Source organism: Afipia felis ATCC 53690 (genome assembly GCF_000314735.2).
GTDB lineage: Bacteria > Pseudomonadota > Alphaproteobacteria > Rhizobiales > Xanthobacteraceae > Afipia > Afipia felis.
Genome location: NZ_KB375270.1, coordinates 3540001 through 3561177, shown reverse-complemented (window position 1 = coordinate 3561177; position 21177 = coordinate 3540001). Strand labels below are relative to the sequence as shown.

The 21177-nt window shown below is 60.7% G+C and carries 24 protein-coding genes and 1 tRNA gene; 10 read left to right on the top strand and 15 right to left on the bottom strand.

Translation table 11 applies throughout. The features are described 5' to 3' along the window. Nucleotides 1–7: 7 nt before the first annotated feature. The 7 genes from HMPREF9697_RS21055 to HMPREF9697_RS17000 all read left to right on the top strand — a co-directional run bounded on the left by HMPREF9697_RS21055 (nt 8) and on the right by HMPREF9697_RS17000 (nt 6277). Nucleotides 8–223 (top strand): hypothetical protein, encoded by a 216-nt coding sequence (locus HMPREF9697_RS21055; protein WP_147293867.1) that lies wholly within the window; start codon nt 8–10, stop codon nt 221–223. Between the two features lie 370 nt (nt 224–593). Next, nucleotides 594–1736: a type III PLP-dependent enzyme gene (locus HMPREF9697_RS17025; RefSeq protein ID WP_002718481.1), complete on the top strand. Its 1143-nt coding sequence runs from the start codon at nt 594–596 to the stop codon at nt 1734–1736. Between the two features lie 122 nt (nt 1737–1858). Then, on the top strand, nt 1859–2455 hold the full coding sequence (locus tag HMPREF9697_RS17020; protein ID WP_002718480.1) for a GNAT family N-acetyltransferase: 597 nt from the start codon (nt 1859–1861) through the stop codon (nt 2453–2455). A gap of 53 nt (nt 2456–2508) precedes the next feature. Then, the gene (locus tag HMPREF9697_RS17015) at nt 2509–2898 is read left to right on the top strand and encodes a RidA family protein (RefSeq protein WP_002718479.1); all 390 of its coding nucleotides are present in this window, start codon (nt 2509–2511) and stop codon (nt 2896–2898) included. Between the two features lie 292 nt (nt 2899–3190). After that, on the top strand, nt 3191–3595 hold the full coding sequence (gene rnk / locus HMPREF9697_RS17010; RefSeq protein WP_040308330.1) for a nucleoside diphosphate kinase regulator: 405 nt from the start codon (nt 3191–3193) through the stop codon (nt 3593–3595). 89 nt (nt 3596–3684) lie between these two features. Continuing rightward, a complete protein-coding gene (locus HMPREF9697_RS17005; protein ID WP_002718477.1) occupies nt 3685–4677 on the top strand; it encodes a cation diffusion facilitator family transporter in 993 nt (330 codons plus the stop codon). A 154-nt stretch (nt 4678–4831) separates the two neighbouring features. Further along, nucleotides 4832–6277: a homospermidine synthase gene (locus tag HMPREF9697_RS17000; RefSeq protein ID WP_002718476.1), complete on the top strand. Its 1446-nt coding sequence runs from the start codon at nt 4832–4834 to the stop codon at nt 6275–6277. 59 nt (nt 6278–6336) lie between these two features. Here HMPREF9697_RS17000 and HMPREF9697_RS16995 read toward each other — a convergent pair whose 3' ends face one another. From HMPREF9697_RS16995 to HMPREF9697_RS16955, 9 genes are all read right to left on the bottom strand, one after another. Next, a complete protein-coding gene (locus HMPREF9697_RS16995; RefSeq protein WP_002718475.1) occupies nt 6337–6663 on the bottom strand; it encodes a hypothetical protein in 327 nt (108 codons plus the stop codon). Nucleotides 6664–6780: 117 nt separating this feature from the next. Beyond that, entirely contained in the window at nt 6781–7500 is a 720-nt protein-coding gene (locus tag HMPREF9697_RS16990) for an MgtC/SapB family protein (RefSeq protein WP_002718474.1), read from the bottom strand. Between the two features lie 17 nt (nt 7501–7517). Further along, the gene (locus HMPREF9697_RS16985) at nt 7518–8540 is read right to left on the bottom strand and encodes a WD40 repeat domain-containing protein (protein WP_002718473.1); all 1023 of its coding nucleotides are present in this window, start codon (nt 8538–8540) and stop codon (nt 7518–7520) included. A 10-nt stretch (nt 8541–8550) separates the two neighbouring features. Beyond that, nucleotides 8551–9645, bottom strand: coding sequence for a CobW family GTP-binding protein (locus HMPREF9697_RS16980; RefSeq protein WP_002718472.1), 1095 nt, complete (start codon nt 9643–9645; stop codon nt 8551–8553). Nucleotides 9646–9774: 129 nt separating this feature from the next. Further along, nucleotides 9775–10641, bottom strand: coding sequence for a metal ABC transporter permease (locus tag HMPREF9697_RS16975; protein WP_040308328.1), 867 nt, complete (start codon nt 10639–10641; stop codon nt 9775–9777). Next, nucleotides 10641–11396, bottom strand: a complete 756-nt coding sequence (locus HMPREF9697_RS16970; RefSeq protein ID WP_002718470.1) for a metal ABC transporter ATP-binding protein — start codon at nt 11394–11396, stop codon at nt 10641–10643. The genes HMPREF9697_RS16975 and HMPREF9697_RS16970 overlap by 1 nt, the downstream gene beginning before the upstream one ends. Next, on the bottom strand, nt 11393–11623 hold the full coding sequence (locus HMPREF9697_RS16965) for a hypothetical protein (RefSeq protein ID WP_002718469.1): 231 nt from the start codon (nt 11621–11623) through the stop codon (nt 11393–11395). The genes HMPREF9697_RS16970 and HMPREF9697_RS16965 overlap by 4 nt, the downstream gene beginning before the upstream one ends. Before the next feature lie 93 nt (nt 11624–11716). Then, a complete protein-coding gene (gene crcB, locus HMPREF9697_RS16960; protein WP_002718468.1) occupies nt 11717–12091 on the bottom strand; it encodes a fluoride efflux transporter CrcB in 375 nt (124 codons plus the stop codon). A 137-nt stretch (nt 12092–12228) separates the two neighbouring features. Continuing rightward, a complete protein-coding gene (locus HMPREF9697_RS16955) occupies nt 12229–12828 on the bottom strand; it encodes a superoxide dismutase (protein WP_002718467.1) in 600 nt (199 codons plus the stop codon). 200 nt (nt 12829–13028) lie between these two features. Between HMPREF9697_RS16955 and HMPREF9697_RS16950 the strand changes: the two genes are divergently transcribed. Together HMPREF9697_RS16950 and HMPREF9697_RS16945 are read left to right on the top strand one after the other, a co-directional pair. Then, the gene (locus HMPREF9697_RS16950) at nt 13029–13787 is read left to right on the top strand and encodes a molybdate ABC transporter substrate-binding protein (protein ID WP_002718466.1); all 759 of its coding nucleotides are present in this window, start codon (nt 13029–13031) and stop codon (nt 13785–13787) included. Between the two features lie 27 nt (nt 13788–13814). Further along, entirely contained in the window at nt 13815–14240 is a 426-nt protein-coding gene (locus HMPREF9697_RS16945; protein WP_002718465.1) for an HIT domain-containing protein, read from the top strand. Between the two features lie 77 nt (nt 14241–14317). On the opposite strand, the gene HMPREF9697_RS16940 is transcribed toward HMPREF9697_RS16945, so the two are convergent. The 4 genes from HMPREF9697_RS16940 to HMPREF9697_RS16925 form a co-directional block, all read right to left on the bottom strand. Then, complete coding sequence (locus HMPREF9697_RS16940) at nt 14318–15016, bottom strand: ABC transporter ATP-binding protein (protein ID WP_002718464.1); 699 nt, start codon at nt 15014–15016, stop codon at nt 14318–14320. Beyond that, on the bottom strand, nt 15013–16881 hold the full coding sequence (locus tag HMPREF9697_RS16935; RefSeq protein ID WP_002718463.1) for a branched-chain amino acid ABC transporter ATP-binding protein/permease: 1869 nt from the start codon (nt 16879–16881) through the stop codon (nt 15013–15015). Before HMPREF9697_RS16935 ends, HMPREF9697_RS16940 begins: the two co-directional genes overlap by 4 nt. Nucleotides 16882–16894: 13 nt before the next feature. After that, nucleotides 16895–17770: a branched-chain amino acid ABC transporter permease gene (locus HMPREF9697_RS16930; protein WP_002718462.1), complete on the bottom strand. Its 876-nt coding sequence runs from the start codon at nt 17768–17770 to the stop codon at nt 16895–16897. 157 nt (nt 17771–17927) lie between these two features. Next, nucleotides 17928–19280: a substrate-binding protein gene (locus HMPREF9697_RS16925; RefSeq protein WP_002718461.1), complete on the bottom strand. Its 1353-nt coding sequence runs from the start codon at nt 19278–19280 to the stop codon at nt 17928–17930. Nucleotides 19281–19770: 490 nt separating this feature from the next. Here HMPREF9697_RS16925 and HMPREF9697_RS16920 point away from each other — a divergent pair, with 490 nt between their 5' ends. After that, entirely contained in the window at nt 19771–20334 is a 564-nt protein-coding gene (locus HMPREF9697_RS16920) for an HdeD family acid-resistance protein (RefSeq protein ID WP_002718460.1), read from the top strand. A 71-nt stretch (nt 20335–20405) separates the two neighbouring features. Here HMPREF9697_RS16920 and HMPREF9697_RS16915 read toward each other — a convergent pair. Continuing rightward, a tRNA-Met gene (locus tag HMPREF9697_RS16915) sits at nt 20406–20482 on the bottom strand. A 194-nt stretch (nt 20483–20676) separates the two neighbouring features. After that, nucleotides 20677–21096 carry a DUF3775 domain-containing protein gene (locus tag HMPREF9697_RS16910; RefSeq protein ID WP_002718459.1) on the bottom strand — a complete coding sequence of 140 codons (420 nt, stop codon included), beginning with the start codon at nt 21094–21096 and terminating at the stop codon, nt 20677–20679. Between the last annotated feature and the right edge of the window lie 81 nt (nt 21097–21177).

Sequence of the window (21177 nt, the reverse complement as noted above, 5' to 3'; positions counted from 1 at the left end):
TCCATTCATGTTCGACGACGATTTTGCGGCTTCACAGCAACATCGCGCGGTCATCGTGGAGAAATCTATCGCACGGCTGAAAAAGGCCTTGCGTGCCAGTGCCAAAACTCATATTTCACCCCTGCCCAATTTCGCACGTGCCTGTGGTCGTGTGTCAGTCGGTGGGTATCCGGACAAGAGGCCGGACAGCCGCCAAGGGGATGAAGAACCGAGGGTCGTTTAGCCGTCAGGCTGAGGGGCCAGCATCTCTCTCAAGGGATGCCGCTTTGAAGGTGACTTCTCTCCTTGCAACCGTGACTGACAGCCGGAGGCGAACCGGCGCACCCCGCTCTCAACGGGGGACGCGACTTAAAGCAACGACGGAGCGGGCTTTTTTGGTCTCTGTTGGCTTTCCACCAGCCAGCGCGAATACCGAAGAGGCTTGTCCTTCATTGCCAGGCGTGCGGTCGGGAATTTTCCCAACCAATCCACGGCAGCACAGTCCGATCTGAGGATCGGCCATCGTCGCGTCTCCATCGTGCGACATGGCTGAGGTCCTCGGCTCAGACGCAATTTTTTGGACGGTCCGTCGCAGGGCCGTTTGGGAGAGTGCTATGACCGACCGTATCCAGGAATTCCTGCGCGACCGCCGCAGCAAGGGTCTCGACACCGAGCCATGCCTCGTCGTCGACCTCGATGTCGTGCGCGACAACTACCAGACCTTCGCGAAGGCGCTTCCCGACTCGCGCGTGTTCTACGCGGTGAAGGCGAACCCCGCGCCGGAGGTGCTGTCGCTGCTCGCTTCGCTCGGCTCGTGCTTCGACACCGCGACCGTCGCCGAGATCCAGATGGCGCTGGCGGCCGGCGCGACGGCGGACCGCATCTCCTTCGGCAACACCATCAAGAAGGAGCGCGATATCGCGCGTGCCTACGAGCTCGGCATCCGCCTGTTCGCGGTGGACTGCACCGCCGAGGTCGAGAAGGTCTCGCGTGCCGCTCCCGGCGCGAAGGTGTTCTGCCGCATCCTCTACGATTGCGCCGGCGCCGAATGGCCGCTGTCGCGCAAGTTCGGCTGCGACCCGGAGATGGCTGTCGACGTCCTCGACCACGCGAAGCGCCTTGGTCTCGAGCCCGTGGGCATCTCGTTCCACGTCGGCTCGCAGCAGCGCAAGGTGAAGGCATGGGACCGTGCGCTGGCGATGGCCTCGCAGGTGTTCCGTGACTGCGCCGAGCGCGGGATCGGCCTCACCATGGTCAACATGGGCGGCGGCTTCCCGACGAAGTACCTGAAGGACGTTCCTCCGGTCGTGCAGTACGGCCGGTCGATCTTCCGCGCGCTGCGCAAGCACTTCGGCAACCAGATCCCGGAAACGATCATCGAGCCGGGCCGCGGCATGGTCGGCAACGCCGGCGTGATCGAGGCGGAAGTCGTGCTGATCTCGAAGAAGAGCGACGACGACGAGAACCGCTGGGTCTATCTCGACATCGGCAAGTTCGGCGGTCTCGCCGAGACGATGGACGAGTCGATCCGCTACCAGATCCGCACCCGTCACGACGGCGCCGAGATGGCTCCGTGCGTGCTCGCCGGACCGACCTGCGACTCGGCCGACGTGATGTATGAGAAGGTGCCGTATCCGCTGCCGGTGACACTCGAAATCGGCGACAAGGTGCTGATCGAAGGCACTGGCGCATATACCTCGACCTACTCGTCGGTGGCCTTCAACGGCATTCCGCCGCTGAAGACCTATCACATCTAAGATCGCGGCCTTCCGAGGCCTGAATAACAGGACGCCGGTTCGCCGGCGTTCATCCCGTCACAACCGATTTGCTGACAACACGCGATGGGCCGCAGGTCCATTGGCGTGGGGACTGACGTGCCATGACTGCTGCTGTTCGAAAGACCACCGCCGCCCTGTTTTCCGGTGTAGCTCCGTTCGCGATCCGTGCGGAACGCACCTCGGACGTCGCCGCGCGCGAGATTTTGCTGGATGCCTGTTTTGGCGAAGACCGCCATACGCGCACCTGCCAGCGCCTGCGCGATGGGCGCGCGCCCGCGGAAGGCCTCGCCTTCTCCGCCGTGCATCGGGGCAAACTGGTCGGCACCGTGCGGCTCTGGCACGTCAGCGCCGGAGGCGTCCCGGCGCTGGTTCTCGGCCCGCTGGCCGTGGATGCTTCCTGCCGCTCGCTCGGCGTCGGCGCCGCACTGATGGAGCATGCGCTGGCGGCCGCGAAAGCGAGCGGCCATAACGCCGTGATCCTGCGCGGCGATCCCGCTTATTACGAGCGCTTCGGCTTCTCGGCCGAGAAGACCGGCGACTTGGCGCTGCCCGGTCCGTTCGAGCGCGAGCGGCTGCTAGCCGTGGAACTGCACGAGGGCGCACTCGACGACGCATGGGGCATGATCGTCGCCACCGGAGCCAAGGCACGACGCTCCCGCACGACCAAAACCCGCGCGATTGCAGCCGTAGCCGCTTGATTAAAGCCGACGGACGGGGCATTGCCCTGTCTCATTCAACAATGAGGTCGATCATGTCTCGCCGTCTGATTTCGTCCGGCTCTCCCTTCGAAAAGGTCGCCGGTTATAGCCGCGCCGTGGTTGACGGCGACTTCTGTTTCGTCGCCGGCACCACCGGCTACGATCCAGTCACGAAGGTCCTGCCCGAAGACGTGGCCGAACAGACGCGCAACTGCTTCAAGGTCATCGCCAGTGCGCTGAAGGACGGCGGCTTCGAAATGGCTGACCTCGTTCGCGCAACCTACTACGTCACCGACGCGAACGACTTCGATGCGGTATTCAAGGTGTGCGGCGAGACACTCGGTGATATCCGTCCTGCCGCCACGATCCTTGCGGTGTCCGCCCTCTACAAGCCGGAGATGAAGGTCGAGATTGAAGTCACCGCCAGGCGCCGCACGGCCTGAGGCCATACGTGCCAAGATGTCGCATGCCGCCTGTTGACTTACCGGCAGGCCACCCTAGCTTAAGCTTATTATGATGTTGAACGTGCGCCCCAACCGTCTGTTGCTTCGCGCAGGTCACTTTCAAGCAGGAAAGTGACCCGGACGGACGCACGTCCGCGCCGTCCGGGTTCCCGTCAACATCTCTCCCATATCAACCTGAAATCAGACTTAAATGCTCGCGACCTGTCGCGAGCATGTTTCCGTTGCCTCCTGCGGGCTTTGAGCGCCTCGCAACCAACCCATGGTGAACGACATGCACAGCGATTTGCAGACAAGGCTCCCCACCATCGCCCTCAGCGCGCGCGATGCTGATCGGCTGCGCCATCTCGCCGAGGTTGCAGCGGACCGATATCCCGAGACGGCGGAGTTCCTCGCGCGCGAAATTGAACGCGCCGAGATTCGCTCTGCCGACCAGTCGATGCGCGACATCGTCGCGATGCAGTCTGAGGTCACGTTCCGTGACGATATCGGCGGGCAGTCACGCACTGTGACGCTGGTCTATCCGGAAGACGCCGATGTCGGAGCTAACAAGATTTCGGTGCTGACGCCGATCGGCGCGGCGCTGATCGGGATGTCGGTCGGGAAATCCATCGAATTCCAGACTCCCGCAGGAGGCTGGCGTTCGCTGACCATCGTCAAGGTCGCGCATCACGGATAACCGCGCGCATCCGCATTCTTTGTGACGTTATAAAATAGCGTGGGCGATATGTTTGTCGCCCACGCTGCCGGACGTGATAAACAGAGAGAATGAGCCACAGCCATTCTCATGATCATCATCATGGTCACCACCACGACCATGCGGACCACTCGCACGGTCACGATCATGCGCACGACGGCCATGCACATCATGGCCATCATCATGCCCCCGTCGATTTCGGCCGCGCGTTCCTCATTGGCATCACGCTCAACACGGTCTTCGTGGGAGTCGAAGCACTCTATGGTTATCTGGCGAATTCGACTGCACTGCTCGCTGATGCCGGACACAATCTTTCCGACGTACTTGGGCTCGCCACCGCATGGATCGCCGCCGTGCTGTCGAAGCGCGCGCCCACCGCACGCTACACCTACGGGCTGCGCAACACATCGATTCTGGCGGCACTCGCCAACGCAATGCTGCTCCTGATCGCGTCCGGCGCGATCCTGCTCGAAGCAGTGCAGCGCCTGCTCGAACCGGAGCCCGTCAAGAGCGTCACCGTCATGGTCGTGGCGGCCATCGGCATTCTCGTCAATGGTGCAACCGCATGGCTGTTCGCGTCTGGACAGAAAGGCGACATCAACATTCGCGGCGCCTATCTGCACATGATCGCGGACGCCGCGATCTCGGCAGGCGTCGTCGTCGCCGGACTTCTCATCCTGTTGACCGGCTGGCTATGGGTCGATCCGTTCACCAGCCTCATCGTCGTGGGCGTGATCGTCTGGGGCACTTGGGGTTTGCTACGCGAAAGCACCGCGATGTCACTCGCCGCGGTGCCGACATCCATCGATCCTGTGGCCGTGCGCGCGCTGCTCGCAAGCCGCCCCGGCGTGTCTTCGATACACGATCTGCACATCTGGCCGATGAGCACGACGGAAACCGCGCTCACCGCGCATCTCGTCACGCCCGCCGGACATCCCGGCGATGATTTCCTGATCGAAACTTGTCGGCTGCTGCACGAGCGATTCCAGATCGGTCACTCCACAATCCAGATCGAAATCTCCGAGCAGAGCAACTGCACGCTCGCGCCGGAGCACGTGATATGAAGCTTTCGTGACGCGCGCGCCGCGGAGACGTGACAAGGCGCCACAAAGGCCCTTTCGGACTTGATTTCATCGGCATTTTGTCGTTTTCAGAGGCCTCCATTGGCCGCTTTTGCAGGCCCATTTATCCCCCCCCTCGACAATCTGGAGATTCATGATGTCGTCCAATGCTTCGTCCGTGCATGCACGCATCACAGGTCCCATCGTCATGGTCGGCTTCGGATCGATCGGCAAGGGATTGCTGCCGATGATCGAACGGCATTTCGATTACGACAAGTCGCGCATCACGGTGATCGATCCCAAGGATGAAGGCCGCAAGGCACATTGCGAGAAGCACAATGTGCGCTTCATCCAACAGGGCCTGACCAAAGACAATTATCGTGAGCTGCTGACCCCGCTGCTGACAGAAGGCAGCGGACAAGGCTTCTGCGTCAATGTCTCGGTCGACACCGGCTCCGCCGACATCATGGAACTCTGCAACGAGATCGGCGCGCTTTACATCGACACGGTCAATGAGCCTTGGCTCGGCTTCTATTTCGATGCGTCGAAGGGCCCGGAAGCGCGCTCCAACTACGCCCTGCGCGAGAACACGCTGGCTTTCAAGAAGGCTCGTCCCGCGGGCTCTACGACGGCCGTCTCGTGCTGTGGCGCCAACCCTGGCATGGTCTCGTTCTTCGTCAAGCAGGCTCTGATGAATGTGGCCAGTGACCTCAAGCTCAATGCTCCGAAGCCGAAGAGCCGGGCCGAATGGGCGGATCTGATGCGCCAGGCCGGCATCAAGGGCATCCACATTGCCGAACGCGACACCCAACGCTCGAAGAAGCCGAAAGAACCGGACGTCTTCGTCAACACCTGGTCGGTAGAAGGCTTCCTGTCGGAAGGCGTGCAACCGTCCGAACTCGGCTGGGGTACCCACGAAAAGTGGATGCCCGAAAACGCACACACCCACGCAGCCGGATGCGGCGCGGCGATCTATCTGATGCAGCCCGGCGCCGATACGCGCGTGCGCACCTGGTGCCCCACCCGCGGCGCGCAATACGGTTTTCTCGTCACACACAACGAGTCGATCTCTATCTCCGACTATTTCACGGCGTTCGACGCATCGGGCAAGGCAATCTATCGGCCGACCTGCCACTATGCCTATCACCCAGCAGATGACGCGGTTCTCTCGCTGCACGAGATGTTCGGCCGCGCCGCCAGGGCGCAGGAGAAACATCACATCCTAGATGAGAACGAGATCGTCGACGGCATCGACGAACTCGGCGTGCTGCTCTACGGCCACGACAACAATGCCTACTGGTACGGTTCGCAGCTCTCCATCGAGGAGACGAGAAGACTCGCGCCGTATCAGAACGCCACCGGCCTGCAGGTCACGTCGGCGCTGGTCGCGGGCATGGTGTGGGCACTGGAAAACCCGAACGAAGGCATCGTCGAGACCGACGAGATGGATTACGATCGCCTGCTGGAAATCCAGATGCCATATCTCGGGCCGGTGAAAGGTTACTACACCGACTGGACGCCGCTCACGGATCGGCCGGGTCTTTTCCCGGAAGACATCGACACCAGCGATCCGTGGCAGTTCCGGAATGTTCTGGTTCGCTGATCTCGATTCCGACAAAAGGAAAAGAGCCGGCTTTAAGCCGGCTCTTTTTTATTCGATTGCTATTTTCTCACCGGCTCACCCATTTTTTCGGCGGGTGCGGGCGGAAGTGCAGGCGTTTTGCCGGCCTTCTGCTGCTGCTCATCGGGGCGGGCGGGCTCAGGTGGCGGAGTGGTTGGACGCGTGCCTCCCGGCTTCGATTCTGCCGGGCCATCGGTTTTACCCGCAGGCACAGATGGCGTTTCCGAATTGGGCGCCGTCGCCTGCGCAACCTGTTTGCGCGTAGACAATTGCGACCACGACAATCCGGCGATCGTCAGCCCCAGCACCACCATGACGGCGGCGAGAACAAGATCGAACCGGAATGCGCTTCTCTTCTGCGAATTCATGACCGTTTCCTTCTCACGCGAGAGGATAACGACCTGATGTACAGCCAAGTTCCCGAGCGACGGATGCAATACGTGACGTGAAAATCCGCCGCAATAGCCGTTAACGGTGCAGCATCTTCAATCGTTGGAGGTGCTGGCGTCCCATGTCACGTGACGGACACCGGACAGGCGTTCCAGTTCACCAGTGACGGCATCGAGCTCCTTGGCCGCGACCGTGTTGGCGACCAGCGTCGCGACAATCTCGACCACGTCGTCAGCACGCTCGATGACCTCGATCTCCGCAACCGGATAATGCGCCTTCTCAAGGGCCTCGGTGAGAGCATCCCGCAATTCACCGAGCGCACCGGCATCGGCCGTGAGAACCACCTGATACATCGCCTCGGCCGAACTTTCATCCAGCGGCGTACGGTTGATCGCGTTCACCAGCGGCCGCAATAATGTGTTGCCCGCCAATACAAATACGGTGAGCGCTCCGGCCTGCGCAATCATGTCGGCGCCCGCACAGCAGCCGACGGCGGCCGAACTCCACAGCGTGGCAGCTGTGTTGAGGCCGCGCACGTTCATGCCCTCTTTCATGATGACGCCGGCGCCGAGAAAGCCGATGCCCGAGACGACATAGGCAATGACGCGCGTCGCACCATCCGCGTCGGAGATGGCCATCGCCAGATCGACGAAAGCCGCCGCGCCAACGGCGACCAGCACATTGGTGCGCAGGCCTGCGGTGCGCAGCCGATATTGGCGCTCGGCCCCGATCAACGCCCCGAATACAAAGGCTGTCATCAGACTGACAAGCGTGTCGAAGAAATCAAGAAGATGAAAGGTCGTCATGAAGCGCATGACAGCCTCATACCCGGCTAGAGTGGCATCAGTCCAGCGTCGCCGTCTTCGGTCGCGAAGGCAAGCAGCGTGCCTTTGGCATTCCATGCCAGTGCCGCGACCTGTCCGGCACCGTTACTGCGAACCAGAATCTCCGCGCCGTCCCGAAGGCGCACCATCAGGATGGTGCCGTCGCTATAGCCGGCAACGAGAATGTCATGCTTGGGATGACAGGCCACTGCGGTCACCTTCGCCTGCAGCGGCGCCAGCATCGCCGGCTCCTTGCCCATCGGGCCGTCCTTGCTGCCGAACGGCCACAGGATCACGGTGTCCGCGCCGGACGTGGCAAGGAATTTCCCGCCCACGCTCCACGACATCGAGCGCACGCGGCCGGGATAGCCGGTCATGCGCATGTGCTTGGCATCGGCCAACCGCCAGCCATGCAGCGCCGGCTCATGCATCGCGGTGACAAGAAAGCGGTTGTCCGCGCTGAAGGCGACGGCGAGGTGCGAGCCTTTCCATTCCAGCACTTCCGGAGTGGCCGCCATGTTTGGAAACCACAGCGTCACGCCATTGTAATGAGCAATCGCCAGACGCAAGCCCTTCGGCGCGAACGCTAGACCGCCAACGGTCGAAGGCGCATCGAATAGCTTATCTTCGTTTTTGGTTTTCACGAACGCAGTCTTGCCCGCCGACCACGCGACAGTGCCATCGGCATGAAGGGCGACGTTGTCGATCCAGCGATGGCGTTCGTCCTTGGCAAGCGTCTCGACCTCACCCTTGGCATTCACCGCCATGACCTTGCCGTCGTCGCCGCCGGTGACGAGACGCTTGCCGTCAGAGACCGAGCACAGGATGCCCGCGCCATGCACGCCAAGCGGCATCCCCTCGCCATGGCCATCGACGAGAACCACGGTCTCCTCGTCGTTCACGAACGCTGCAAGATCGCCGATGAAATGCACCGCATTCGCAGGCGCTTTCAGCTCCACCTTGAGAATGCGATTGGTAACGGACGCGACCGCCGGGCCGGACGCATCGAAGGGCTCGAAACTCGACATCATGCAGCCGCCGTCACGCGATCGTCTTGGCGAAGCCTTCGCGGATCCGCTGCTCGGGCAATTCGCGGCCGATGAAGACGACGCGGCTTTCGCGCTTCTCGTCCGGCTTCCATTTCCGCTGATGGTCGCCCTCAAGCATCATGTGCACGCCCTGGAACACGTAGCGATCATCGTCGTCCTTGAAAGCGAGAATGCCCTTGGAACGCAGAATCTTCGCGCCATCCTCGGCAACAAGCTCCTGCAGCCACGGCATGAACTTCGTCGGATCGAGCGGCTTGTCGGAGCGAAGCGACAACGACTGCATCTCCTCGTCGTGATAGTGCTTCATACCATGACCATGATGATGGTCATGCCCGTGGTCGTGATGATGATCATGATGTCCATGATCGTGACCGTGCTCGCCGCAGCCACAATCCGGGCCGTGTTCATGGTCGTGATGATGGTGATGGTCGTCTTCCTCGAGGAAGGCTGGCTCAAGTTCCAGAATGCGATCGAGATCGAAGGCGCCGCGGCCGAGTACATCCGTCAGCTTCACCGCGCAACGCTGGGTCTTGTGCAACGTGGCGTAAGGATTGATCGCACGGATGCGTCCCTCGACTTCGGCGAGTTCATCCTTGTTCACCAGATCGATCTTGTTGAGCACGATGACGTCGGCAAAGGCGATTTGATTCTTAGCTTCCGGCGCATCCTTGAGACGCTCGCTGAGCCACTTCGCGTCCGCCACCGTCACCACGGCGTCGAGCGCGGTCTTCTGACTCACTTCTTCATCGACGAAGAAGGTCTGCGCCACCGGCGCAGGATCGGCGAGACCCGTCGTTTCCAGAATGATGGCGTCGAACTTGCCCTTGCGCTTCATCAATCCGTCGATGATGCGCACGAGGTCGCCGCGCACCGTGCAGCACACGCAGCCGTTGTTCATCTCGAACACTTCTTCATCGGCGCCGACTATCAGATCATTGTCGATGCCGATCTCGCCGAATTCGTTGACGATCACGGCGTATTTCTGGCCGTGGTTCTCCGACAGGATGCGATTGAGCAGTGTGGTCTTGCCGGCGCCGAGGTAGCCGGTGAGGACGGTCACGGGAATCTTGGAAGCAGCGTCAGACATGGAAACTCCGGGCACGCAAATATGCGCCTAAGGGCCGGAATTCCTGACCTGTCAGCGCATCGGTGAGAGCCTTTATATTGTGCCAGCCCCCTTCAATGTAAGTGGGATCGGCACAAATTTCGGTACGATTCAGGCCTCCAGATGCGGCCCCGGCGCGAAGCGGCGCAGGAGCCCTCCTGCAGGCCCGACAAACATCGACAGAAAGTAGATCGCGCCGGCGGCCAGCACGACTGACGGTCCCGCAGGCACATCGGCGGCGGCGGCCAGAACAAGTCCAAGGTAGCCCGAGATGATGGCGCTGATGACGGCGGCAAGAATGATGCGAGAGATATCGCGCGACCAGAATCGCCCCGTCCCTGCGGGCAGGATCATCATGCCGACCGCAAGCAGCGTACCCAGCGCATTATAGGCGCTAACAAGATTGACCACGACGAAAGCCAGAAAGACGAGATGCGCCAGCGCACCCGCGCGCCCGGCGACGCGCATGAACAGCGGATCGACGCATTCCATCACGAGCGGGCGATAGATGACGGCGAGCGCACAGAGCGTCAACGTCGTATTGAACGCGATGAGATAGAGCGCCCCGGCATCGATCTGCTGGACGTCGCCGAACAGAATTTCGACGAGTTCGTGGCTCGACCCATGCGAGGCAACAAGGATGACGCCGAGCGCGAGCGAGACCAGATAGAACACCGCCAGCGAGGCGTCCTCTTTCATCTCCGTCACGCGCGTCATCAATCCCGAAAGCAGGGCTACGACCAGACCGGCGATCAGCCCGCCGATCGTCATCATGATGCGGTTCATACCCGACAGCAGAAACGCAACCGCCACGCCAGGCAAGATCGCGTGCGACATCGCATCGCCCATCAGGCTCATCCGCCGCAGCATCAGAAATACACCGATCGGCGCACTGCCGAATGACAACACGACGATCGCGGCCAGCGCGCGGCGCATAACGTCGTCAGTGAAGGGCGTGAGGAAATGACTGAGCGTCATCATGCGGCCTGCTGTGTATCAGTGTCCGCGCAAGGCGTCGCCGCGTCGTCGAAGGCCTCACACATCTGCCGCGCGCGGGCGAGATGTTCAGCCGTCAGCACGTCCCGCGTCACGCCCCACGCCACCGGCGTGCGCGCGAGCAGCAGTGTTTCGGGAAAATTCGCACGGACCTCTCCGAAGTCATGAAGCGCCGCCAGCACGGTGCGCTGTTCGCTGTGCCATTCGCGCACCAGCGCCATGAGATCGGCGGCGGTGCCGGCATCTATCGCGTTGAACGGCTCATCGAGCAGGATCAGCCTTGCGTTCTGCAGGATGACGCGCGCGAACAGCATCCGCTGCATCTGCCCGCCCGACAGCGTGCCGATCGGCCTGCGCTCAAAACCGCTCAGGCCGATGGTCGTGATCGCCGCCTCGATAGACTTGCGGTCAGCCGTTTTGAACCCGCCGAACGGCCCCTTCCGCCGCCACAGGCCGAGACCAACGAAGTCGAATACCGAAATCGGAAAATCGCGGTCGATGTCAGCGCTTTGGGGCAGGTAAGCGATGTCACGGTGATCGAGCCCCGCGAGGTCGACAATACCGGACAACGGTTTGATGAGGCCAGCGATGCCGCGAAACAGCGTTGATTTTCCCGCTCCGTTCGGCCCGACCACCGCCAGCAGTGCTCCCTCTTCAACCGTGCCATTGAGATGGTGGACGGCAGGATGGCGCTCGTAGCCCAGCGTCAGATCACGAAAGATGATTTGGGCGCTCACAACGGCCTCAGAGTGGCGAGAGTGAAGATCCAGAGCGCCGCCGCGATCAGAAGCGATCCGCCAAGCCGGGCGGCCAGACCCATCCGCAGGAGCGACCAGGGCGTCGCCTGCGCCGGATGGGGCATGGAAGGCGCGTGATGGTGCCCTGCGCCCGGCTGAGGCGCTCTCAGATGCGCTTCGGCATGGTCATGGCCGCATGCATGGGGCTGGGGTGAACCCTTGGCCATGGAAATTTGCCTCTATCCGGCGGCCTCGCTGGCCAGCCCAAAAATGTTATATTATAACATATCTTCAAATAGCAAGTGCAGAGGCCAGCTGGCTCAGGAGAAATGGCGCACGATGGCCAAGCCCGCCACGAGGCCCGCGAGACCAAGCGCCACGGAGCCCACAACGTAGGACAACGCCGCCAGCCCGGCGCCGCGCTCGTACAGCGTCACCGCATCGAGCGAGAACGAGGAAAACGTAGTATATCCGCCGAGGATGCCGACCATGATGAAAAGGCGCCAGGGCTGCGCCGCCTGCCCCTTGAACGCGAGATAGCCCGCGATCAAACCCATCACCAGCGAACCAGTGACATTGATGATGAAGGTGCCGTAGGGAAAACCCGTGCCGAACAACCGGGCGCAGAGCTGATTGACGCCATGGCGCAACGATGCGCCGAGCCCGCCGCCAATGAAAACCAGCAGGTAATTCATCCGAACCTCATGTCCATTTCAGTCGGCGGCTTCCAGTCTCGAGGCATGGTCGCCACGACGCAAAATCACGATACAAAATTAAGGGGCGGCACATGGCCGCCCCTTTTGCATATTGAATTTGAAACCGGCCGCAACCGTTACGAGGCCTTCGAGAACAATTCCTCGACGTATTCCCAGTTCACCAGATTTTCGACGAACGCCTTGAGATAGTCGGGGCGACGATTGCGATAATCGATGTAGTAGGAGTGCTCCCAGACGTCGACGCCGAGAAGCGGAATGCCGCCGTGAACCAGCGGGTTTTCACCGTTCGGCGTCTTGGTGACTTCGAGCTTTCCGTTCTTCATCGAAAGCCAGGCCCAACCCGAGCCGAACTGGCCGGCACCAGCCGCCGCGAAGTCGGTCTTGAACTTTTCGAAGCCGCCGAGATCCTCGTCGATCTTCTTGGCAAGCTTGCCCGGCAGCTTCGAGCCGCCGCCATTGGGCTTCATCCATTTCCAGAAAAGAGTGTGGTTGTAATGTTGCGCGGCATTGTTGAACAAGCCAGCGTTCTTGCCGAACGAGCCCTTGACGATGTCCTCGAGCGACTTGCCCTCGAATTCGGTGCCCTTGAGCAGGTTGTTGCCGTTGGTGACGTAGGCCTGATGATGCTTGTCGTGATGATACTCAAGTGTCTCCTTGGACATATAAGGCTGGAGAGCGTCGTGAGCATACGGCAGGTCCGGAAGGGTAAAGGTCATAGGATACATCCGCGATCTTGAGAGAGTACGAAACTTAACGGCGCGGACTATAGAAGGTTTCATACCCGGAACATAGAACCTTCAGCTGCAGGGATGCCCGGCCTGCGGGACATGACGCCGCGCGCAAATCATGCGATAGCCTTGTTCCGGCGGCTTCTTTTCGCCATGTCGGCGAAGCCTCGGGGGATGACAAAGCGCTCATGAAACGCGTCCTGCTCGCGCTCGCCATTTGCATTCTCCAGTTGCCGCTGGTTGCAAATGCTGCGGAAATTCTTCTCATGAGTGGCGGTGCGCCGAAAGACGTGCTGCTGACTCTCGTCCCGCAATTCGAGAAGGCCACCGGCCATCGCGTGACAATGCAGCACGTTCTGGTTTCCGCATTGCGGCAAAGAATTCTGGCCGGAGAGAACGCGGACGTTCTCCTGATGCCGACCTCGGTTCTGGACAACCTCGAAACGATGCGGAAAATTCTACCGGAGGACCGTGCCGCCTACGGAATTCTTAAACTTGTCGCAATCGTCAAGGAGGGCGCGCGCCGCCCGGACATCTCGAGCGTCGATGCTTTTCGTCGCGCGCTGGTAGATGCCCCCTCCGTGGTCTATTCGACGCCTGCGTCGACGCCCAGCGGCGCGCATCTCGCCAGCATGATGTCGCAACTCGGCATTTCCGATATCGTCGAGCGCAAGGTAACCTATCGCCCCGCGCTGGAAGGCGGCGTCAACATGGTGGCCGACGGCCGCGCTGCGATCGGAATCTATCCGGCGAGCGAAGTCGTCCATGTCAATGGCGTGGCCTTGCTCGGCCCCCTGCCCGACCCGCTGCAACTCACGCTGGTTTATGGTGGCGCGATCGCCTCGACGAGCAAGGTCCCGGGGCCATCCGCCGAATTGATCCGCTTTCTCGGCGCGCCGGAGAACCGCGCGGTCTGGCAGCATGAGGGATTCGAAATTCCGCACTAAGCTTCTTCAACATTCGGGGATCTTCAGATGGCGACTTACGACGATCAAAACATCTTCGCGAAAATCCTGCGCGGCGAACTGCCCTGCCTGAAAGTGTTCGAGAACGACCGCACCTTCGCCTTCATGGACATCATGCCGCGCTCCATCGGCCATAGCCTCGTGATCCCGAAGGCCGGCGCGCGCAACCTGCTGGACATTCGCGAAGAAGATTTCATGGAGGTCGCCCGCACCACCCGCACCATCGCGCGCGCCGCGATGAGGGCCTTCGCTGCTGACGGCATCATCATCCAGCAGTTCAGCGAGCCCGCGAGCGGTCAGGTCGTGCTCCACCTGCATATGCATGTCATGCCCGTTAAGGAAGGCGTGCCGCTGCTGCCACCGCAAACGCACAAGGAAGATCCCAAAGTGCTGGAAGACCACGCGGCCAAACTGATCGCGGCGCTGAAGGCATAACGCGCCCCCTCTTGGCGCGGGACAAATAAAAAAAGCGGGCCAGCTAAACTGGCCCGCTTTTTGTTCGAAAGCCCGGCTTAAACGCCGAGATAACGCTGCAGCACTTCCGGCTGCTTCTTGATTTCCAGCGCCGGCCCCTCGTGAACGATGTGGCCGTTGTTGATGATGTAAACGCGCTGCGCGAGCGCCAGCGTGGCGGCAAGGTTCTGCTCCACCAGCACGATGGTTTGACCGGCGGCCGCAAGATCGCGGCAGGCATTGACAAGATCGCGCACAATCACCGGCGCGAGACCTTCGAACGGCTCGTCGAGCAGGATGATTTCCGGATCGCGCACCAGCGCGCGCGCAATCGCCAGCATCTGCTGCTCGCCGCCCGACAGGTCGGTTCCGCGATTGCCACGACGCTCCTTGAGGCGCGGGAACATCTCGTAGATGCGGTCGAGCGGCCAGCGCTTCGGCGCCGTGATGCCGGCGAGGATGATATTCTCCTCGACATTGAGACTGCCAAAAATACGGCGGTCCTCGTGCACGAGCTGCATGCCGGCCTGGGCGATGATGTGGCTTTTCTTGCCCGCCAAGTCCTGACCATTGAACATGATGCTCCCGGAGCGCGGCGTCACCACACCCATTAGGCTTTTCAGCGTCGTGCTCTTGCCCGCACCGTTGCGCCCGAGCAGTGCCACGACCTCATTGCGCTGCACATTCAACGAGACATCGAACAGGATGTGCGAGTCGCCGTAGTACGAATTCAGATCTTTGACCTCGAGCAGGCTCATTCGAGAACTCCCCCGAGATAGGCTTCCTGAACTTTCGGATTGTTCTTGATCTCGTCCGGCGTGCCTTCGACCAGCACACGACCCTCCTGCAACACCGTGATCTTCTCGGCCAATTCGAACAATGCATCCATATCGTGATCGATCACGATCATGGTGCGACCCTTCGCGATCGACTTCAGCAGCTTGACCGTTTCCACGCGCTCACGCGGGCTCATGCCGGCGAGCGGCTCATCGAGCAGCAGCAGGCTCGGCGAGTTCGCCAGCGCGAGGCCGATCTCGAGACGCCGCTTCTCACCATAGGCCAGTTCGGACACCGGTATATCCGCGCGGTCGGTGAGGTTCACCATCGCGAGCGTGCGGTCGACCTGCTCGTTCAGTCCCTGCACATTACCTATCCGGCGGAACAGATCGAGCCGGAACTTGCCGCGCAGTTCGGCCAGCACGGCGATAATCACGTTTTCGCGGACCGTGAGCCGGGTGAACAACTGGTTGACCTGATAGCTCTTGGTCAGACCGAGCTGGCAGACATCCGTCACGGTCTTGCCGGTGATGTCCTCTCCTTCAAACACGATTTTTCCGGAGGTCGGCACGACCTCGCAGGTCAGCATCTTGAAGAAGGTCGACTTGCCGGCGCCGTTGGGACCGATGATGCCACGCAGCTCGCCATGGTTCACCGTAAAGTTGATGTCGCTGTTGGCGACAAGGCCGCCATAGCGCTTGGTCAGGCCAGACGCCTGCAGGATCGGGCCCGTGTAACCGTCGAGCTCACGCTGACGCGGGGGCATCGGCGTCGGAGCCGGTTCGCGCGCGATTTCGGCTTCGGCGATCTGCTGCTCCTGTTCAGCGGTCACGCCGGGAACAGGCGCATCCTCTTTCGGCTCGGAAACCGAGCGACGGACAAAGATCAGTTCGTAGAGATCCTGGATGCCACCGATGAGGCCGCGACGGAGGAAGCAGACCAGCAACACGAAGATGACGCCCAGCACCAGCTTCCATGCCGCGCCAAGACCGAGCGCCGCCTGCAGGAAGTCCTGCAGGAACAGCCACACCGTCGCGCCGAGCAATGGGCCGAACAACGTGCCGGTGCCGCCGATCGCCGTCATCATCACGAGCTGCGCCGAGGTGTCGAACATGAAGGCATCCGGCGGCATGAACGCCTGCATGACACCCAACAGACCACCCGCGAAGCCGGCGTAGGCCGCCGCAACGACGAAAGCCGTGAGCTTGTAGCCGTGGACGTTGTGACCGACCGCAGCCGCACGCAACGGATTGTCGCGAATCGCCCGCAGCACCGCACCAACCGGCGAACGCACGATCCGCAAGCCCAACACGATGCCGATGAAGAACCAGAACGCCAGGAAGCCATACAGCGACCAGCCGGTGGTGAAATGCATATGGATGAAGCCGAGATCGAGGCTGGGGCTCGGCACGCCCGGCAGGCCGTTCTCGCCGCCGGTCCAGTCCGACAGCGGATTGAACTCGACGAAGAAGAACACCTCCGCGATCGCCACCGTGATCATGGCGAAGTAGATGCCGGTGCTGCGCAGCGCGATCAGGCCGACAAGGTAGCCAACCGCGGCAGCGGCGACCATGCCGATGAACAGGGCCGTTATCACATGGGGGAAACCGGCGATGGTCAGAAGATAGGCCGCGACAAAGCCGCCGGTGCCGTAAAGCGCCGACTGGCCGAACGACAGAAGACCGGTGAACCCGAACAGGATATCGAAGCCGATTCCGAACAGGCCCCACACCAGAATGCGGTTGACGGTGTTCGGCGCGAATCCGAGATGCGGCAAAATGAAAGGAGCGATGAGCAGGCCGACGGCCGTCAGCGTCTCGATCAGAAAGGGGCGTTGCTTGATCATGAGTAAACCGTTCCTATGCCCGGCTTTGCGAGCCAAACAGCCCGTGCGGTCGCAGCACCAGCACGAGCGTCATTGCCGCGAACAGCATGACGTAGGCGTAGCCTGGATTGATCATTGAAGTGATGCTGATGATCTCGCCCGCGATCAGGCCGCCGAGAATGGCGCCCGGGAACGAGCCGACACCACCGATCACGATGACGACGAAGGTCTGCACCAGGATCGCTTCGCCCATGTCGGGGGTCAGCGAAACCACGGGAGCGTTGATGATGCCCGCGAAACCGGCCGCCATCGCGCCGATGCCGAACACGATCATGAAAACGCGGAAGACGTTGATACCGAGCGTCGACACCATCATCGAGTCCTCGATGCCGGCGCGGACGATCATGCCAAGGCGCGTGCGGTAGAGCACGAGGTACAGCGCCAGCAGCGCGACCGTCACAATGCCCACGAGGGCCAGACGATAGGTCGGGTAATACATGAAGCCGAGCGAGGTGATGCCGCTGAAAATCTTCGGCGCAGGCACCGTCAGCGACAGGCTGCCGAAGAAGAAGCGCACGATTTCAACGATGCAGATGCCGATACCGAACGTCACCAGCAACTGGTCCTCGTCGGGGCGTCCGTAAAAATATCGGATGATGACCCTTTCCATCACCACGCCGGCAAGCATGACGAACAGCGAACCAGCCAGAACCGCGATGATGAAGGATCCCGTATAGGTAAAGGCCACGTATCCGGCATAGCCGCCCAGCATGAACATCGCGCCGTGCGCGAGGTTCAGAACGCCGAGGGTACCGTAGATGATCGTCAGACCCGATGAGATCAGCGCCAGCAGCGCACCGAGCACGAGCCCGTTGAACAACTGTGAAACGAAATTTGCCCAATTGATCACTTGTTTCCAGCCCGCGAAAAATTTCTTTTTTACAACCGCTGAGCTTTCGTCCTGCGACCCGGCATCAGCGCCTGTTGGGTTTATGAACCGAGACCGTTAAAGCCAGCACCTGACACGAAGTCGCATCAGGTGCCGGCGTTCAACGAGACTTAGGCGATCAGGTGTAATCGCCGAGGTTACAGCCGAACGCGTCCGGCTTCTGCATCAGCCCTTCACCGGGGACGATCTCGACAACATCCCAGTAGTCTTCCTTGTTCTTCATGTCCGCGGACTTCTTGCCGCGCACGATGATGACCGGACGAATGCACTGGTGATCTTCCTTGCGGTAGTAGACCTCACCGACCAGCGAAGGAATCTTCTCTTCCTTCTCGTAGGTCTTGATGATGTCCGGCGGATAGAAGCTCTTGGCTTCTTCGGCCATGCGGGCCCAATGCACGAAGCTGATGTAGGCGTTCTCCGCGCCCCACTCGGGTTGGTAGCCATACTTCTTGTTGAAGGCTTCGTTGAACAGCTTGGCGAGCGGATACTTGTCTTCGATCGTCCACCAGTAGTCGGTCGCCGCATAGACGCCCGCGAGCAGATTGCCACCGACTTCGGGAGCCAGGAACGGAATCTGGTACGGCACGGCGAGCTTCATCTTGTCGAAGATGCCGAACTGCTTGGCCTGCTGGGTGGAGAGAACCGCGTCGTGACCCCAGTTGACGTTGATCAGTACGTCAGCGCCGGAGTTAGCGACGTTCAAGAGATAGGACGAGTAGTCAGGCGCACCGAGCGGCGACACCTGGTTGGTGACCGTAGTCCAGCCTGCCGTCGCGAGGTAGTCCTGCATCGACTTGGTGACAGTGTGGCCGTAGGTGTAGTCCGGCGTCATGTACGCCGCCTTCTTGTTCTTGCCGAACACCTTCACGAGCTGCGGACCGATCGCCGCGGCAGCGGTCTGGCCGAAGAAGTTCTGGCGGAAACCGTAGCGGACGCAATCCTTGCCGGTGGTGTCGTTGGAGCCGGAAATGCCGGCGACGTACATCACCTTTTCGCGCTGGGCGAGCTTGTTCAGCGCAACCGCAACCGCCGACGAGGTCGAGCCGGTCATCAGCACAACCTTGTTCTCGGTGATGAAGCGCTGCTCCGCCTGCACCGCGATGTTCGGCTTAGCGCCGCTGTCGGCGACGACGAGTTTCACTTCCTTGCCGAGGATGCCCTTGCTGGTCTTCGGCGAGATTTTCTTGACGAGTTCGTGACCCTGATTGATGTGCTCGACCGCGAGCTCCCAGCCCTTGAGTTCGTCTTCACCCTGCACGGCGTAGGTGCCTGTGCGCGGCACTGCGGCGCCGAACGTAATCGTGCTGCCGGACGAGCCCGCCGGATAAGTGCCGATCGCCGGATGATCCTGCGCGAAGACGGGCATCGACAGTCCACCCGACAGCGCAGCACCGCCGATCAAGCCCGCACTGCCCTGCAGCAGCGCGCGGCGCGACAATCCAGAATAGAGAATTCCATTCACCTTCGTCATCAGTAACCTCCCAGATTATTGTTGTGGCTTATGATGAGCTGGCGAAAGCAGATGAAATTCCGCAGCTCTCGTTTGTATTTATGCCGGTTCCTTTGAATTCCTTTCATCCCAATTCTGTCAATGTCACTTTGGTCGAACGGTCGATAATCTGCGAGCGTTAAGGATACGCGTGTATCTGCATGCATTCCAAGAAAGCAGCGTAAATGGCCCATTTCAGCGATATTTCATCAACATGAATATAATCGCTGCACTGCACTGCTTATCCGTAAGGATGATGCGCCCCGGTGCCGCATGAAGCCCACCTCTTGGTCGTATTGCGATCTTTCGGGAAGATTATTCTTTTCAGAATGTCGCAGCGCATCGTGCCCAACAAAGCAACAACCCTCATGCGTCACGGCCGATGCTTCACAACATCTCGCAGAAACACATCAGATATTGTCCCTTCGCATGCAGCCGCTAACATGACCGCGTGTCACCCGGGAGACAGATCATGAGCATTTCAGACGAATCCCATCACAGTCTTGGCAGCGCCCTGCATTCTCTTCGCGCGAAATGGGGATGGGTTCTTGCACTCGGTATCGTGTACATCGTTGCCGGCGTCATCGCTCTCGGCAATGAACTTTTCAGTACCTTCGTCTCGGTGGCCATCATCGGCGCCGTGATGTTCGTGTCGGGAATCTTCGAAATCATCAGCGCTTTCCAGATGAAGACGTGGGGCAGCTTCTTCATGTGGATCCTGCTGGGCGCTCTTTACGCCGTGGCCGGCATATTCGTGTGGATGAATCCGCTGCTCGCGGCGGGCGCCTTTACGCTCCTAATCGGCATCGCCCTCATTGCCTCGGGGCTGGTGCGCGTCTTTCTAGCGTTTCGATTACCAGACACCGCGCCGCGCTTCTGGATCTGCCTCTCCGGCGCGATCACCGTGCTTCTCGGCGCGATCATTCTGGCCAAGTGGCCCGTCTCCAGCCTGTTCGTGCTCGGCCTGTTTCTCGGTATCGATCTTTTATTCGCGGGATTCGGCTGGATCGGCATGGCGCTCAAGCTTCGGCGCTGATGCACAAACAGAAAACCCCGATGCCTTGTCGGACATCGGGGTTCTGAACCACCTGCGATTGCAGGAATGATTGGTTGCGGGGCTAGGATTTGAACCTAGGACCTTCAGGTTATGAGCCTGACGAGCTACCGGGCTGCTCCACCCCGCGTCAATCGTTTCAGGAGAGCATCAGGGACACGCGCCGGCACCTGAAGCGCCGATCGTCTCGCCCGCCAACTCCTTAGAAAGGGGACCGGGCCAAAGGCCCGTGACAAGTGCTATGTATCAACCGCTTGGCCCTTTGGAAAGGGCTGGCACCGTGTTTTTTACGTTTTTACGACGCCAAATGGCAGATTTCGCGAGCTACGATACCGGCGTCATCCGCTCACCTCTGCTATCGGACAAACCGAGTTCCTCAAGACCTTCTGCGAGGAAATCAGCCAGCATCGGTTGCCCCAGCAGGTAGCGAATCGTGGATCTGCGGTCGTAATTCCGCGCCACCTCGGCACGCAGGTCGCTCCATTCGCCGGAGGCCGCATCGCCTCGGCCGAGCCGAAGCAAGGCGACAAGATCGACCTGTTCGTCGTCACTGAGCGCCGTCACAAAGCCCGCGATTTCCGACACCACGGGATCGTCGCCCTGATCCGTCAGCACATCGATCATGCGATCATCGGCACCATTGGAGCCTTCGTCCGGATCGGTCGCCCCTTCCTTGACGTCGAATTCCCGCGCCTTGACGATGAGGAATTCGACCTGGGGTGCCGATATCGTCAGTTCAGCCATGGCGTCCTCCGCTCTTTCAATTTGGAGGACAACGTGGCGGCGCGCAGCGCGATCCTTCTACGACCAAAGGTTTTTTAGGGC

Excerpts from the sequence above, each read along its gene's own strand:
- HMPREF9697_RS21055 (WP_147293867.1), top strand. The coding sequence starts at position 8 with ATGTTCGACGACGATTTTGCGGCTTCACAGCAACATCGCGCGGTCATC.
- HMPREF9697_RS16925 (WP_002718461.1), bottom strand. The coding sequence starts at position 19,280 with ATGACGAAGGTGAATGGAATTCTCTATTCTGGATTGTCGCGCCGCGCG.
- HMPREF9697_RS17005 (WP_002718477.1), top strand. The coding sequence starts at position 3,685 with ATGAGCCACAGCCATTCTCATGATCATCATCATGGTCACCACCACGAC.
- HMPREF9697_RS16950 (WP_002718466.1), top strand. The coding sequence starts at position 13,029 with ATGAAACGCGTCCTGCTCGCGCTCGCCATTTGCATTCTCCAGTTGCCG.
- HMPREF9697_RS16955 (WP_002718467.1), bottom strand. The coding sequence starts at position 12,828 with ATGACCTTTACCCTTCCGGACCTGCCGTATGCTCACGACGCTCTCCAG.
- crcB (WP_002718468.1), bottom strand. The coding sequence starts at position 12,091 with ATGAATTACCTGCTGGTTTTCATTGGCGGCGGGCTCGGCGCATCGTTG.
- rnk (WP_040308330.1), top strand. The coding sequence starts at position 3,191 with ATGCACAGCGATTTGCAGACAAGGCTCCCCACCATCGCCCTCAGCGCG.
- HMPREF9697_RS16935 (WP_002718463.1), bottom strand. The coding sequence starts at position 16,881 with ATGATCAAGCAACGCCCCTTTCTGATCGAGACGCTGACGGCCGTCGGC.
- HMPREF9697_RS16920 (WP_002718460.1), top strand. The coding sequence starts at position 19,771 with ATGAGCATTTCAGACGAATCCCATCACAGTCTTGGCAGCGCCCTGCAT.
- HMPREF9697_RS16945 (WP_002718465.1), top strand. The coding sequence starts at position 13,815 with ATGGCGACTTACGACGATCAAAACATCTTCGCGAAAATCCTGCGCGGC.
- HMPREF9697_RS17000 (WP_002718476.1), top strand. The coding sequence starts at position 4,832 with ATGTCGTCCAATGCTTCGTCCGTGCATGCACGCATCACAGGTCCCATC.
- HMPREF9697_RS16910 (WP_002718459.1), bottom strand. The coding sequence starts at position 21,096 with ATGGCTGAACTGACGATATCGGCACCCCAGGTCGAATTCCTCATCGTC.
- HMPREF9697_RS16965 (WP_002718469.1), bottom strand. The coding sequence starts at position 11,623 with ATGGCCAAGGGTTCACCCCAGCCCCATGCATGCGGCCATGACCATGCC.
- HMPREF9697_RS16975 (WP_040308328.1), bottom strand. The coding sequence starts at position 10,641 with ATGACGCTCAGTCATTTCCTCACGCCCTTCACTGACGACGTTATGCGC.
- HMPREF9697_RS16940 (WP_002718464.1), bottom strand. The coding sequence starts at position 15,016 with ATGAGCCTGCTCGAGGTCAAAGATCTGAATTCGTACTACGGCGACTCG.
- HMPREF9697_RS17020 (WP_002718480.1), top strand. The coding sequence starts at position 1,859 with ATGACTGCTGCTGTTCGAAAGACCACCGCCGCCCTGTTTTCCGGTGTA.
- HMPREF9697_RS16995 (WP_002718475.1), bottom strand. The coding sequence starts at position 6,663 with ATGAATTCGCAGAAGAGAAGCGCATTCCGGTTCGATCTTGTTCTCGCC.
- HMPREF9697_RS16985 (WP_002718473.1), bottom strand. The coding sequence starts at position 8,540 with ATGATGTCGAGTTTCGAGCCCTTCGATGCGTCCGGCCCGGCGGTCGCG.
- HMPREF9697_RS16990 (WP_002718474.1), bottom strand. The coding sequence starts at position 7,500 with ATGCGCTTCATGACGACCTTTCATCTTCTTGATTTCTTCGACACGCTT.
- HMPREF9697_RS16980 (WP_002718472.1), bottom strand. The coding sequence starts at position 9,645 with ATGTCTGACGCTGCTTCCAAGATTCCCGTGACCGTCCTCACCGGCTAC.
- HMPREF9697_RS17025 (WP_002718481.1), top strand. The coding sequence starts at position 594 with ATGACCGACCGTATCCAGGAATTCCTGCGCGACCGCCGCAGCAAGGGT.
- HMPREF9697_RS17015 (WP_002718479.1), top strand. The coding sequence starts at position 2,509 with ATGTCTCGCCGTCTGATTTCGTCCGGCTCTCCCTTCGAAAAGGTCGCC.